Below are 12,818 nucleotides of genomic sequence, written 5' to 3' on the forward strand. Positions count from 1 at the left end.
TCATGGCGACACAGACAGCACATTCAGCGCATGAAGCAGATATCGACGCGCACCAGGACCGGCGCCGGGAGCGTAAGACTCACGACGTCCTCAGCGCCGAGTGGATCAAGCTGGAACTTCTCCGGACCGCGTACGCCACCCGCGGCGGACTGTTCGCGGCGATGGATCCCCGGGCGGTCATCGTCTGGTACCTGATCCTGGCCGTCGCTCCGTGGTTCACCCATGACACGGCGAGCCTCACCGCCCTGTTCGCCATCGGCGTGGTCAGCGTGTTCCTCGCCAGGGTGGGGCCGCTGATCCTGGGGTTGTTCGTGATTGGACTGGTGGGACAGGTGCTCTCACTGCTGGTGGTGTCCCTGTTCTTCGGGGGCGATTCCGGCACGTTGTGGGCCCTGGTGGAGCTCAACATGAAGCTCGGCGCGGTGTCGTTGGCGTCGATGGCGGCGTTCGTCTCGCTCGACCCGGAGAAGCTGTCGGATGCTCTGCTGGCGATGCGGGCCCCGGTCCTGCTCGCCTTCGGCGTGAGTTACGGCTACCGGATGCTACCGATCATCGTCGAGGAGTACACCACCGTCTTCGATGGATTCCGGCTGCGCAGTGCGCCACCGCAGGGGAAGGACCTCCTGAAGATCAGGGCGCTGATCCACTGGTGCACCCTGGTGGTGAAGTCCTTCTACCCGATCATGCTGAACACGGCGAAGTCGGTGCGCACCACCGTGGAGGCTTTGGAGGCCCGCGGGTTCACGTACGCCGCGGAGAACAAGACCGGCCGTGACCTGCGGCTGCGCTATCTGAAGATCGGCGTGCTCGACGTCGCGGTGATCCTGGTGACCCTGGGTCTGGTCGCTCTGGCGCTCTGGCTCTGACGGCCGAGGACGGGGACGAGGCCCCGTCCTTCCCTTAGTCGGTCGTGGTGTCCTCGGCCTCGTCGGAGGGGTCCTCGGTCGGAGCCTCCGAAGGCGTGGGGGTGCCCTCGGCGGCCGACGGAGTAGTCGGGTCTTCAGCTGGGGGCTCCGGGGCGCTGCTGGACGGTGCCTGCTCCTCGGTGAGCTCCTGGGTGGAAATACGAGCGGGGGAGGAGGGCGTGGAAGACGCGGAAGCGGGGGACTCAGTCTCCGTGGAATCGGTGCCCTCCGCTTCCTTTTCGTCCTCGGCCGCCTCAGATTGCTCGGCGTTCTCGGAACCGCTGAGTCCCAGCAGGTCACCGACGTACTTCAGGTCGTCCGGCAGGGTGACGCTCTCGGCCCAGTTGGTGAAGATCCGGTCCGGACGGGTCAGGACGTCGAGGGTGACCGTGCCCAGGCCGAAGGCGTTGTCCCAGGTGACGAGGCTGACCTTGGGTAGCAGGCCGGTGTCGGCGTCATCAGTGATCTTCTCGATCTGCGGCAGGCTCAGCAGATTCGGACGGGAGGTGCCGTTGACGTCGACGGCCGGGAAGAAGACGACGCGGTGACCGAGCCACTCCACGGTGACGGGATCACGCAGACCGTAGTCCGAGGTCAGCCAGGCGGCGGTGGTTTCGCGGGTCTGCTTCTCCGTGACTTGCTCCCCGTTATTGGTGACCGGATCGCCGTTCTCGTCGAGAACCGGGACCTCGATCTCCTCGGTGGTCACGTTCTGGGTGAAGCGCACGAAGTCCTTGGCGAACTTCAGGCGGTCGTCCTCGCTGGTGATGTTGTCCATCAGGTCGTCGAGGAAGGGAGTTTCCTCGGTGTCGCCGGTGAGCTGCTTGACCAGGGCGTCGTTGCCGAGGACGAGAGAGGAGAGGTCGGTGAGACCCCACTGCTTCTGACGGGACTCGCCGACGACCGGGTCGCGCAGGTCCTCGTAGCGGTCGAAGGTGCCCAGGATGTTGGTGCAGGAACCCAGGCCCTCGGCGGTGGCGGTGGTGTACACGCCGAAGCAGGACACCTCCTTGAGGGCGGGGATCTCGAGGTTCTCGGCGGTGTCGAGCATTCCCATGGCCTCGTCTCCGGCGTACTCGTCAATCCCGAGTTCTTTCAGTTTCGTCAGATCCAGAGCCTGGCCGAACCAGGTCAGGCCGATCTCGTTGGTGTCCATGTTCAGCGCTGTGGAAAGGCCCAGGGTGGAGTGGGAGATGGAGGCTCGGCCGCCGTCGGCGCCGGAGATGGCGGCGGAGGGCAGGCCGAAGAGCTTCTTTGCCTCGGCCAGGGCGTTGCCGTCGCGCATGGCGGCGGCGACGGTGATGCCGTCACCGACGGTGGTGGCGGTGCCGCGCGGGCTCGAATCGTTCAGATCCGGGAGTTCGACTGGCTTGGCGTAGTCGTATTTCTCACCGGTGAGGTACTCGGCGATCTTCATGGCGTTCTCGCGCTTCTCGCGGTTCTTGTCGTAAGTCTTTTCATCCCACCAACCCACGCACCTGCTGCCAACCATGAATCCGATGCAGTTGCGCTCCGTCACCATGTTCACTTCGAGCGCAGCGTCTTTCTGCACCTGCTCGTAGGAGCGGTACTCGCCGAGCTTGGTCGGGTCGACCCGCGGCAGCCCTAGCCCCTCTGCGATGTCTTTGATGGTCCCGCTGCCCAGGGCTGCGGCACTGATGAGTTCGAAGAGGTTCCGCTCGCCCAACTTGTAGGTGTAACCGAAGATCTTGACGTCATCGCCCAGGTCAATGGTCACGTTTTCCGCGGCATTGCCCAGCTCGATCTTCTCCGGAATGACGATGGCGAGGCCGTCTCCGGTGGCCTGCGAACAGTCGGCCACGGCGACCGGCTGCACATCCGTGTCGGCAGCCTCAGCGACGTTGGCGCCCTCACCGGCGGCGGCGCCGTTCTGGCAGACCTCGAGGTAGTCGAGGATCATCTCGTTGTTCAGCAGGTCGCTGAACTCGTCCATGCTGAAGTCACTACCGAGGGACACCTGGGCCGATGCTGACGGCCCGACGACAATGCCGGCGCCGAGGGCGACCACAGCGCCCAGGCCGAGGACGCGGGTGCGCCACTTCTTCGAGGAGGGATTGGTGGCGCGGCCGGCGCCCCGGGAACGACCCGGGGAACGGTGGCGGGAGGAGGTGCTCATTCGGCAGCCTTTCAGGGGCAAGAACAATAACGTCGAGCACCTTATCTGTGCAGCGCACGGCGACGTTACCGACTCGTCCCGTATGCCCCCGACTGTATACCCCCGGGTGACTGGGGCGGCGTCCTACAGCTCCCGGACCGCCTTCGCCGGCGTTCCCACGGCGAGCACATTCGACGGAAGGTCGCGGGTCACCACGGAGCCGGCCCCCACCACGGTGTTGTCGCCGATGGACACCCCGGCGCACACCGTGACCCCGCCGCCGAACCACACGTTCTTCCCCAGCGTGATCGGGGCCCCGTACTCCCAGCCGGTCGCGCGCAGCGCGTGGTCCTCCAACGGGTGCAGTGGGGTGAGGAACTTCGCGCCGGGGCCGATCTGGCAGTTGTCGCCGATGGTCACCGGGCATACGTCGAGGATTGTGGCGTCCACGTTGATGAAGACGTGGTCACCCAGGTGGACGTTCGTTCCGTAGTCGACCTTCAGCCCGGGCCAGACCGTGACGTCCTGCCCGACGGTGCCGAGCAGGTCACGCAGTTGCGCCTCATGGGAGGCTTCGTCGGCCGGGTCGGTCTGTGCCAGGCGGAAGCATGCGGAACGGGCCGCCAGTGATGCGGCGGCAATCTCTGGATCGGAGGCGTGGTAGAGCTCGCCGTCGACCATGCGCTGCCACATGGTGCGGGAGTCGGCGGCGGTCTCGGCGCGCACCGCGGCCGCCGGGTCGGAGGGGTTGGACGGAGGCGCCGATGAAGGCGCAGCAGGGGATGCAGGGGTGTCGGCCATGGAGCCCAGTATGCCAACAGGCCTCCCCGGCGAATCCTAGACCGCTTGGTCTGCTAGGCTGTCGGCGGAAACCCACCACAGTGTGTCGCGCAGTGAGCCGCAGTGCAGCAGTAGGCGGCAGTAACAGGAGAACCACCGATGACCAGTGTTGACAACGCCGAGCGCCCGGCCGAGCACGAGTCCCGCGCCGATGCCGGGACCGCCGCCCGCCGCGCCGCCGGCAATCGGCTGACCGATGCGTCCGGCCGCCCCCACGGCTTCGACACCAACGCCATCCATGCCGGTTACGAGCCGGACGGACAGACCGGTGCGATCAACGTCCCGATCTACGCCTCCACCACCTATGCGCAGGACGGCGTCGCCCAGCTGCGCGGCGGTTTCGAATACTCCCGCTGCGGAAACCCCACCGTCACCGCCCTCGAAGAGACCGTCGCCGCCCTGGAGGGTGCCCGCTTCGGCCGCGCCTTCTCCTCGGGCATGGCCGCCACCGACACCCTGCTGCGCGCCCTGCTGAAGCCCGGCGAGCACGTCATCCTCGGCGACGACGCCTACGGTGGCACCTTCCGTCTGCTGGATACCACTTTCCGTGACTGGGGTGTGGAGCTCTCCGTCGTCGACACCACCGATACCGCATCCATCGTTGCCGCGCTGCGACCGGAGACCAAGCTGGTGTGGCTGGAGACCCCCACCAACCCGATGCTGTCGATCACCGACATCGCCGCCACCGCCGCAGCACTCAAGGATGCCGGAACCGCGGCGAAGCTCGTCGTCGACAACACCTTCGCCAGCCCCTACCTGCAGCGACCACTGGAGCTCGGTGCGGACGTGGTCATGCACTCGACCACCAAATACATCGGCGGGCACTCCGACGTCGTCGGTGGTGTGGTGGTCACCGACGACGAGGACCTCGACGGTGAGCTGCTGTTCCTGCAGGGCGGCGTGGGTGCGGTGCCCAGCCCCTTCGACGCCTACCTGGCCTACCGCGGGGTGAAGACCCTGGGTGTGCGCATGGACCGCCACTGCGCGAACGCCCAGGCCGTTGCCGAGTTCCTCGACTCCCGCGACGAGGTCCACACCGTGGCCTACCCGGGCCTGCCGGGTCACCCCGGCCACGCCGTCGCCGCGACGCAGATGTCCGGCTTCGGTGCAATGGTGTCGGTACGTTTCGCCGGTGGTGAGGACGCCGCCCTGTCGTTCTGCGAGAACACCCGGCTGATCTGTCTGGCCGAGTCCCTCGGTGGTGTCGAATCGCTGTTGGAGCACCCCTCGAAGATGACCCACCAGTCCGCCGCCGGCTCCGCACTGGAGGTCCCGGACGACCTGGTGCGCATCTCCATCGGCATCGAGAACATCGATGACCTGCTCGCCGATCTGGAGCAGGCGCTGGACGCACTGTGAAGGTTGGCGAGCTGGACTACGACCCGTCAGCGTGCCGGGTGTCGGTGCGCACCGGCCACAGTCTGGTGCATGTCACTGTGTGGCACCCGAACTGGGGGTCGGCGGCCACTGCCGCGCTGCGCAGTGCCCTGTTCGGTGGGCAGGGGCCGGACGAGGGTGCGGTGCCGGACGTGCGCGCAGCGCGGCTGATGTTGGACGATGTGCTCGGTGCCGGTCAGGTCGCCACCTGGATCGGCGAGGTCGGGGTCACCGACACCGCGCCGGTGGAGGCGATCGGCTTGGATGAGCTGGACGCGCTGTTGGCCCGTCGTGCCGAGGAGGCCCGGGGACCGGACGGTGAGCCGGGGTGGGCCACGGTGACCTTCGCCGACGGTGCCGCCCGCACCGTGGTGCCCCTGGCGCCCGCCGTCGCGCCGTCCTGCGATGTGCACGCGGTGGTGACCCTGGAGGTCGACCTGGTCGCGTCGTCCGACCTGACGGCCGCGCAGATCGACGAGCGCGCCCTGGTCGTGCAGGAAGCCCTGGCCGATGCGTTGGCCGAGAATGCCGCCGGACGCACCGTTGCCGTGGTGACCACCGAAGCCACCGGGCCGGTGGTGACCGGCGGGACCGGTGACATCGTCACAGTGCACATGTACCTGGACTCGTCGGTGCCCGGTGTGGGCGGCGTGGTGGACCCGGACGGTGACCGGGCGGTGCTGAATACGCTGCGGGCGGTGGCGTCGACCTGGGACATCGGGGAGTCCTCGTTCGACGCGGAGCCGGACCCGACGTGGAGGGCGGTTCAGGCGCTGCGGGCCTAATGCAGCACCCCGCTTCCCGGTCGGTTCCAGTTCGTGAAGCAGCGCAGGAGATACTCCATCGGCCCGTACCGGTGGCGCCGCAACCACCAGGAGCTGAGGGCCGCCTGAAGTGCGAAGACGACGATCGCCACCAGTAGCAGCAAAGCCGGGGACACCGTGCCGGCGAGCCCGAACCCGATCCCGGTGAACAGGACGAGGCCGACGAAGGACTGGGCCAGGTAGTTCGTCAGCGCCATGCGCCCGGTCGGTTCCAGCGCCGTGCGAACCCACGTGGCCCGGGGCGAGTGCATAATCCGCACCAGTGTCGCCACGTAGGCGGCACTCAGGAAGGGGGCGGTCACGACACTGACTGTCGTGGCCACCGTGTCGGCGTCGCCACCGAGCCAGGCGTAGACCAGTCCGCCGGTCACGCCCACCGGGAATCCGACCCACTGGATTCGACGCAGCAGTTGTGGACGACTATTGCCCAGGTCCGAGAACAGTCTCCGCCGGGCGGCGACCATGCCCAGCAGGAACATCGCCAGCGCGGTCGGTCCCTGAAGCGAGGCGGCCTGGATGACGAGGAGTCCGAGGCCATCCATGTGTTGGCCCACGATATCGCTGAAGGATCGGAGCATCGCCTGGGTCCCTTCCTCTGCCGAGACAAGCGCTTCGTCGGTGCCGGGCATGAAGTCTGACCGGTCCAGGAATGCCGCACTGACGACCAGGGAGATCGTCACCAGGGCATAGATCGCCCCGGCCGGCAATATCATCGGGCTGATGACGAACCCTCACTACCTCGAGATCCTCGGGGCCGGAAGTGCAGGAGGCGCAGGAGGCACAGGAAGTGACCGGCCGTGAGCACCGTACGGCAGATACAGATCACGTTCGACTGCGCAGATCCGAGAAGAGTTGCCGGGTTCTGGAAGGCGGTACTGGGTTACGTCGATCCGGCGGTGCCGGAGGGTTTCCGCACGTGGGAGAGCTACTTCGAGGCCAGCCCGGGTGACGACGACAATTCATTCTGGGCATGTCAGGACCCCGAGGGGGTCGGCCCGCGGTTGTTCTTCCAGAGAGTTCCCGAGCCCAAGACGACGAAGAATCGGGTCCACGTGGACGTCCGGGTCGGTGCCGGACTCGTCGGCGACGAGCGGCTCGCGGTGCTCGAGAGCGAAGCGTCCCGATTGGAGAAGCTGGGCGCTCGCCGGGTGCGACTGCTGCCGGCGGACGGTGAGAACGAGTCCTGTCAAGTGATGCAGGACATTGAAGGCAATGAGTTCTGCCTCGACTGACGGGGTGGTGGCTGCTGGCTATCTCACCGCTCGTGTGCGGCGTGCGAGTGGTCGACGGCGAACGCCAGGATGATCTTCGCGGAGAACAGGAGGGTTACGCCCACCATGACGGGGTCCGAGTCATAGGCGAAGGGACTGGCGATCAGGGGGAACAGGAAGAGCGACACCGCGATGAGCAGTTGCTGGGGTGAGGTGGCCAGCGAGTTGACGACGAAGCCCGCGACGATCGTGAATGCCCAGAGTGCGACAGTCGGCGCCAATGGTGCGCCCAGCAGCAGGGAGACGACGACCAGATGCACATGGACGGCAAGGAAAACGCGTCGATGCAGGGGGCGCTGTGCGTAGTAGTCGTTGGTGGAGCGGGTGACGTTGGCCAGGCAGCCGCAGGCGATGTCCCAGATGACGATGACGGCCAAGAGGGTGCGCCACCACGCGGGAGCGGTGAAAGTGGTGAGGTCCCAGGTGACGAGGGCTGCGGTGGCCAACGTTCCGCCGACGAGGACGGCGATGATGGTGGTGAGCGGCTGGCGCTCGCCGAAAACCTCGTGAAAGGCCGGGTGAATACGCATGATTCTCCAGGTCAGAATTATGTGTAAGCTATATACTATCGCGGCTCGGCCTGGTGCCCCGGTCCGACCGACGGAGGTTGCTCTGTATCAATTCTGCTGGGCCAGGGAGTAGCGTGAGGTTCATGAGCGATGCGACAGATTCCGTAGCTTCTGCAGCTTCCGTAGCCTCGTCCGCTACCGTCTCCGGGGGTGTGGTCCACGGGATGCCCGATGACCTGCGCGCGGCGATTCTCGGCGGGCACCGTGGCAAGGGCGACGACGGCAGCGCGTCGGTGGCCCGCAGCGTCCTGGAACTCTGGGAGAACTGCACCCCGTTGGGTCGCAATGAGTTCATCTGCTGGGTCGAGGACGCCAAGCAGTCGAAGACCCGCGCCCGCCGGATCCGTCGGACCTGTGAGGAACTGGAGGACGGACGACGCCGCCCCTGCTGCTGGCCCGGGTGCAAGCACCGGGAGCGTACAGGGACGGCGTAGTCAGGTTCGTACCGTCCGGATGGGACCGACACGGAGGTGGTAACCGCGGGTCAGTGTCGTGTCGGTCGGGAGTCGGGGGGCGGTCAGTACCAGTGGGTACCGACTGGTGCCGGTCGGTACCGGCTAGTACTTGATCGCGATACGTCCGTCGATCTTGCCCTGCTCCATGGTCTCGAGGACATCGTTGATGTCCTCGAGGTTGCAGGACTTCACCGTGGGCTTGATCAGCCCCCGGGCGTAGAAGTCCAGCGCCTCGACCTGGTCCTGACGGTCGCCGACGAGCGATCCGCGGATGGTGAGACCCTTGAGCACGATGTCGAAGATCGGGGCCGGGAAGTCTCCCGGGGGCAGGCCGTTGAATACGATGGTTCCGGCGCGGCGGGCCATGTTGATCGCCTGACCGAAGGCCTGCGGGTGGACCGCGGTGACGAGGACGCCGTGCGCACCGCCGTCGGTGTACTCCTCGACGGCTTCGGCCGGGTCGACCTCGGCGGCGTTGACGGTGAATTCCGCACCGTGCTTCTTCGCCAGTTCCAGCTTCTCGTCGGCGATGTCGACGGCGATGACGCGCATACCCATCGCCTTGGCGTACTGCACGGCGAGGTGGCCGAGACCGCCGACACCGGAGATGACCACGAACTGGCCGGGCTTCGTCTCGGAGACCTTGAGGCCCTTGTAGACGGTGACGCCGGCGCAGAGGATCGGGGCGACCTCCAGCGGGTCGGAGCCCTCCGGGATGCGCGGGGCGAAGCGGGTGTCGACGAGCATGTAGGTGCCGAAGGAGCCGTTGACGGTGTATCCACCGTACTCCGCGTTGGGGCAGAGCGTCTCCCAGCCCTTCAGGCACTGGTCACAGTTTCCGCAGGCGGACCAGAGCCAGGCGTTGCCGACCAGGTCGCCGACCTTCACGGTGTGGTCGCCGGGGCCGAGCTCGACCACCTCACCGACACCTTCGTGGCCGGGAACGAACGGGGGCTCAGGCTTGACCGGCCAGTCGCCGTGGGCGGCGTGGAGGTCGGTGTGGCAGATGCCGGAGGCGATGAGCTTGACGAGAGCCTGGTTGTGTCCGGGAGTGGGCAGTTCGACGTCCTTGACGACGACGGGGGCGCCGAACTCCTCGACGACAGCTCCGGTGAACGTATCGGTCATTGGGCAGATCCTTCCGGTTGGGGAAAAGGTGTGATGGGACGCTAACAAGACCCCCGCTGTGACGACCAGAGCATTCTGCACCGGATCTGCGCCGGCCACGCCGGATCTTTCCTGCAAAGAACCACGTCAGACACACCTTTTTCAGTGGATGTGATGTATTCCACAATTCTGACCTCCGGGGGGTGCCGGGGGTGATTTTGCTGACAGTATCGCCATCAGGTACCGCCGAACGGTCACCTGTTATGTCGTCACAGTATTTTTCGTAGTGCCACTGTTCCGGTGCCCACCAGCCCTGCAGCAACGAGGAAGACATAGAGCAGCGCGCCGTCCGGTCCCCAGGCCGGTTCCAGGGCGATATCCTGCCCCGTCGCGTACTGCCCGTTGAGAAAGGGCATCCACCCTAGCAGGTCGGCACCCTTCGGGATGTAGACCAGGGCGCTCTCGACGAGCAGTGACCACAGTGTCAGCACAGCGACCGCAGCTGCCGGCACCCGCACCAGTGCGCCGACCCCCACCCCGATGCCGGACGCGGCCACCGCGTACAGCGGCACCGTCCACAGGAACCGCAGCCCGGCGTCCGACCCGATGGACACCGTCCCGTACACACCCGGGAACAGTGCCGGCAGCGTCACGAGCAGGGTGACCACCGCCACCAGCGAAGACAGGGCCGCGACCGCACCCGTGACGGCCCAGCGCGCGGGAAGATCCCACCGGATACGGGGCAGGAGGTGCCGTCGCAGCTCACCGACCGCACCGCGGGTGGACGTCGCCTGGGCGTAGGCCGCGACCACCGCATGCACCGTGATCCCCAACGAGATCACCCAGTACAGCGAGTTCGTGGTGCCTACCTCGCGGACCCGGATCAGGGCCTCGCCGAGTCCACCGGACCCGTCTCCCGGATCGCCGTGCAGCTTCTCTGCGACGGCGGCGACAACAACACTGACCAGCAGCGGGAGGACCAGACCCAGGGGGAGGGACGCCCGGAGCAGCGGTCCCCGGCGTCCGCCGAGACGCACGGCCTCGGCCCGGGCACTACGCAGGAACGCACTCATCGCCGCACCTCCGCAGAACCGGCCGCGCGGGGGACGAGGGCGACCACGGAGTCCTCCAGACTGGAATGTTCCCCGCGCACCTCGTCGAGCGGACCGGCGGCCACGGTGTGTCCGGCTTCGAGCAGCATGACGGCGTCCGCGGACAGCTCGACCTCGCTGAGATGGTGACTCGCGACGATGACGCACCGCCCGTCGGCGGCCAGTCCACGGAGCAGACGGCGCAGCCACAGCACCCCGGCGATGTCGAGGCCGTTGAGCGGCTCGTCGAGGATCACATTGGGCGGGTCGCCGAGCAGTGCGCCGGCGATGCCGAGACGCTGGCGCATCCCCAGGGAGTACCCGGACACCGCGTCATCGGCGACAACGTCGAGCCCCACGTCGGTGAGCCGACGGTCGGCCTCGGCGGCGTCCAGCCCGGAGGCGGCGGCGAGCCACCGGAGGTGACGGCGTCCGGTGTGGCCGGGGTGCACGGCGGCGGTGTCGAGGAACATGCCGGTCCGGCGCCCCGGGGCGGGCCAGGCGTCCGGTGCTCTCCCGTCGACGAGGACGCGCCCCGCGGTGGGACGCCGCACCCCGCACAGCAGACGCAGCAGGGTGGACTTGCCGGTGCCGTTGAGTCCGAGGACGTAGGTGACCCGGCCGTCGGGGAAGGTCTGGGTGATGCCCCGCAGCGGGGTGACAGGTCGGCGCCGTCCGAAGGTACAGGTTAGGTCGGTGGTGGTGATCATGGCGGCTCAGGCGTTGCAGTAGACGGGCAGGCCGACGGTGCGGACGCCGGTACAGACCGAGGCGCTGGACAGTCGCCATGTTCCGTCGCGGTAGACGAAGGTGATCGGCAACGACACATCGGGTATTCCCTGTGACCAGGCGTTGAGGTGGGCGGTGACTGTGTCGCCGTCGCGTTCGACGGGGCCGGTGATCTCGGATCCGCCGCGGGGTGCGCGGAAGAGTCCGACGCGTGAGACGGTCTGCGGGACGATGAGGGCGTCGGTGGACTCGAGGTACTTCTCCTTCTCGGCGTCGGAGGCGTCGGACGCGGTGAGCAGGTGGACGATGTCGGTGAGTTCGTCGGTGCCCGGGGTGGGGACGCTGTCTGTGCCGTCGGTGGTGCCTGCGTCGGCTGTATCGCCGGTGCTTCCTCTGCCTTCCGCCGGTTCGCCGGCCGAGGCCCCGCCGGTAGCTGCGCCGGTCGATGCATCGGGTGCCGGGGCGGACGCCGATCCCGAGGCGGACCTTGAGGGCGTTGCCGACGGTGCTGCAGAGGATGTGGAGGGGGCGGAGCTGGACATGGCAGGCGCCTGCGATTCCGCGGACTGCCCGCCGGAGCCGACCGGCACCGTGGTGTCGCCGTCCCCGCCGGAGCGCTGCAGGGCGATGACGCCGACGGTGATGATCACTGCCGTGACCAGTGCGGCGCACAGGACAGAGACGAGGACGGTGGTCCGGCTTTTCAGGTCGGTGGAGGCTGGTCCGGGCATCGGGGTTTCCGTTCTCCCCGGGCTCGGACCCGGGGTGTCAGTTGGTGGGGGAGGTGGGGACAGGGAGAACAGTGGGGGCGGTGGACGCGGGGGCTGTGGGTGCGAGGCGGAGCGCGACCTCGCAGTCGCCGAAACGGGGGTCGGGGCGGGATGTCACGGTCCAGCCGTCCGACGTTCCGGCTGCGGTGGATCCGGTGGAACCTGCGAGGCCGGTGAGGGCGAACTCCACGGCACCGCGCTGGATACCACGGGCGACCTCGGGATGACGCTGCCCCAGGATCCGCAGCGGACAGGAGCACACCCGGATCTCGCTGGTACCGAAGATGCTGCTCATCGACTGGATCTCGAAGCCCAGCGCGGTGAGGACGGCAGCTGCGGCGTCCAGCGGATCGGCGGCGTCCAGCGCAGAACCGACCGGAGAATCGACCGCAGAACCCACCACACTGGACGCCCAGATCCGGCCCGCCTGTGCGGCCCGTTCCTCACGCTCGTCGTCGGTGTCGGCGAGCGCTTCCACAAGGGCGATCAGCAGGGTGTCGGTCGGTGTCGCAGGAGCCGGACGGTAGCGCTTGCGAGGGCGGCCGCGCCTGTCAGTCGTATCCGCCGACCCTTCGACGATCTGGCCGGCGTCCAGGAGCTTGCGCAGGTGAAACCCCACGGTCGACGGATGGAGGTCCAGGGTGTCGGCGAGCTCGGCGGCGGTCACGGCGTCCCCGGTGCGGGTGTGGGCGTCCTCGACAGCGGCGAGGACGCGACCGCGGGGCGACGGCTCGGTGACGGAACTCATGTCATGATCCTGCCCC

At 67.5% G+C, this 12,818-nt stretch carries 14 protein-coding genes; 5 read left to right on the plus strand and 9 right to left on the minus strand.

Annotated elements, in window-relative coordinates; translation table 11 throughout:
- Positions 1-2 precede the first annotated feature (2 nt).
- Positions 3-866: an energy-coupling factor transporter transmembrane component T family protein gene (locus tag ACTXPP_RS03945; RefSeq protein WP_301498549.1), complete on the plus strand. Its 864-nt coding sequence runs from the start codon at positions 3-5 to the stop codon at positions 864-866.
- Between the two features lie 34 nt (positions 867-900).
- Here the strand turns inward: ACTXPP_RS03945 and ACTXPP_RS03950 are convergent, their stop codons facing one another.
- Positions 901-3,042, minus strand: coding sequence for a hypothetical protein (locus ACTXPP_RS03950; RefSeq protein ID WP_443341004.1), 2,142 nt, complete (start codon positions 3,040-3,042; stop codon positions 901-903).
- Positions 3,043-3,165: 123 nt separating this feature from the next.
- Complete coding sequence (locus tag ACTXPP_RS03955; RefSeq protein ID WP_301520717.1) at positions 3,166-3,822, minus strand: sugar O-acetyltransferase; 657 nt, start codon at positions 3,820-3,822, stop codon at positions 3,166-3,168.
- A 138-nt stretch (positions 3,823-3,960) separates the two neighbouring features.
- Between ACTXPP_RS03955 and ACTXPP_RS03960 the strand changes: the two genes are divergently transcribed.
- A complete protein-coding gene (locus ACTXPP_RS03960; protein WP_301497347.1) occupies positions 3,961-5,220 on the plus strand; it encodes a cystathionine gamma-synthase in 1,260 nt (419 codons plus the stop codon).
- Positions 5,217-6,023, plus strand: a complete 807-nt coding sequence (locus ACTXPP_RS03965) for a hypothetical protein (RefSeq protein ID WP_301497345.1) — start codon at positions 5,217-5,219, stop codon at positions 6,021-6,023. The genes ACTXPP_RS03960 and ACTXPP_RS03965 overlap by 4 nt, the downstream gene beginning before the upstream one ends.
- Here the strand turns inward: ACTXPP_RS03965 and ACTXPP_RS03970 are convergent.
- Positions 6,020-6,775 carry a DUF418 domain-containing protein gene (locus ACTXPP_RS03970; protein ID WP_301497343.1) on the minus strand — a complete coding sequence of 252 codons (756 nt, stop codon included), beginning with the start codon at positions 6,773-6,775 and terminating at the stop codon, positions 6,020-6,022. The two genes, ACTXPP_RS03965 and ACTXPP_RS03970, sit on opposite strands and share 4 nt — an antisense overlap.
- A gap of 84 nt (positions 6,776-6,859) precedes the next feature.
- On the opposite strand from ACTXPP_RS03970, the gene ACTXPP_RS03975 reads away from it, so the two are divergent.
- Entirely contained in the window at positions 6,860-7,294 is a 435-nt protein-coding gene (locus ACTXPP_RS03975) for a VOC family protein (RefSeq protein WP_301520718.1), read from the plus strand.
- Positions 7,295-7,317: 23 nt separating this feature from the next.
- Here the strand turns inward: ACTXPP_RS03975 and ACTXPP_RS03980 are convergent, their stop codons facing one another.
- Positions 7,318-7,863 (minus strand): hypothetical protein, encoded by a 546-nt coding sequence (locus ACTXPP_RS03980; protein WP_301497341.1) that lies wholly within the window; start codon positions 7,861-7,863, stop codon positions 7,318-7,320.
- Between the two features lie 122 nt (positions 7,864-7,985).
- Between ACTXPP_RS03980 and ACTXPP_RS03985 the strand changes: the two genes are divergently transcribed.
- Positions 7,986-8,336, plus strand: coding sequence for a YdeI/OmpD-associated family protein (locus ACTXPP_RS03985; protein ID WP_301497339.1), 351 nt, complete (start codon positions 7,986-7,988; stop codon positions 8,334-8,336).
- Positions 8,337-8,459: 123 nt separating this feature from the next.
- Here ACTXPP_RS03985 and adhP read toward each other — a convergent pair whose 3' ends face one another.
- From adhP to ACTXPP_RS04010, 5 genes are all read right to left on the minus strand, one after another.
- Entirely contained in the window at positions 8,460-9,485 is a 1,026-nt protein-coding gene (gene adhP, locus ACTXPP_RS03990) for an alcohol dehydrogenase AdhP (RefSeq protein ID WP_301520719.1), read from the minus strand.
- Positions 9,486-9,733: 248 nt separating this feature from the next.
- Positions 9,734-10,537: a hypothetical protein gene (locus tag ACTXPP_RS03995; protein WP_041629720.1), complete on the minus strand. Its 804-nt coding sequence runs from the start codon at positions 10,535-10,537 to the stop codon at positions 9,734-9,736.
- A complete protein-coding gene (locus tag ACTXPP_RS04000; protein WP_014008699.1) occupies positions 10,534-11,265 on the minus strand; it encodes an ABC transporter ATP-binding protein in 732 nt (243 codons plus the stop codon). Before ACTXPP_RS04000 ends, ACTXPP_RS03995 begins: the two co-directional genes overlap by 4 nt.
- 6 nt (positions 11,266-11,271) lie before the next feature.
- The gene (locus tag ACTXPP_RS04005) at positions 11,272-12,015 is read right to left on the minus strand and encodes an MTB12 C-terminal domain-containing protein (protein WP_014008700.1); all 744 of its coding nucleotides are present in this window, start codon (positions 12,013-12,015) and stop codon (positions 11,272-11,274) included.
- A gap of 37 nt (positions 12,016-12,052) precedes the next feature.
- Positions 12,053-12,802 carry a helix-turn-helix domain-containing protein gene (locus tag ACTXPP_RS04010; protein ID WP_014008701.1) on the minus strand — a complete coding sequence of 250 codons (750 nt, stop codon included), beginning with the start codon at positions 12,800-12,802 and terminating at the stop codon, positions 12,053-12,055.
- Positions 12,803-12,818 lie beyond the last annotated feature (16 nt).

The organism is Candidatus Corynebacterium faecigallinarum (assembly GCF_052264515.1).
GTDB classification, from domain to species: domain Bacteria; phylum Actinomycetota; class Actinomycetes; order Mycobacteriales; family Mycobacteriaceae; genus Corynebacterium; species Corynebacterium faecigallinarum.